This is a genomic window from Candidatus Hakubella thermalkaliphila, from assembly GCF_013281975.1.
Taxonomy (GTDB): Bacteria; Actinomycetota; Humimicrobiia; order Hakubellales; family Hakubellaceae; genus Hakubella; species Hakubella thermalkaliphila.
Genome location: NZ_BLRZ01000488.1, coordinates 1 through 531, shown reverse-complemented (window position 1 = coordinate 531; position 531 = coordinate 1). Strand labels below are relative to the sequence as shown.

At 44.8% G+C, this 531-nt stretch carries 1 protein-coding gene; it reads right to left on the bottom strand.

What is annotated here, in order from left to right:
- Window positions 1-70: 70 nt before the first annotated feature.
- Window positions 71-531 (bottom strand): methylated-DNA--[protein]-cysteine S-methyltransferase (locus tag HW443_RS12845; RefSeq protein ID WP_176238405.1); only part of this gene is annotated, 461 nt, incomplete at its 5' end.

Here is a 531-nt window from a genome sequence, read left to right as displayed (position 1 = left end):
TCGGTTGCGAGTCGTACCGACCTGCTGCCGAACCCTTTGAGCTAACTACCCAATCTCCACAAGCTTGATATCAAACACCAAATTCTTTCCTACTATTTGACAGGGTGTTATAGTATTCCATCTCAAGCAGCCTTCTCTTTATATCAACGCCTGATGAGTAGCCTCCGATTGAGCCGTCAGACTCAATTATCCTGTGACATGGCAGGACTATCGGGATTGGGTTTCTGCCAAGCGCCTGCCCTACTCCCCTGCTTGCCTTCGGACTCCCTATTTTTTCAGAAAGCCATTTATAACTGCGCGTCTCTCCGTATGGGATTTCTTTTAATGCAAGCCAGACTTTTTTCTCAAAATCCGTGCCTTCCAAGAATACAGAGCCCTGCTTAAAATCTTCACTCTTCCCTTCAAAGTAATTTCTCAGTTCTTTCTTAAATGATTCAGGCGCCTCTCCTCTTCTGTAATCCGGCTTTTCAAAAGATACCCCTGCAAGATTTTTTCCTGAAAATAAAAGGAACAGCCTTCCAACAGGGCTTT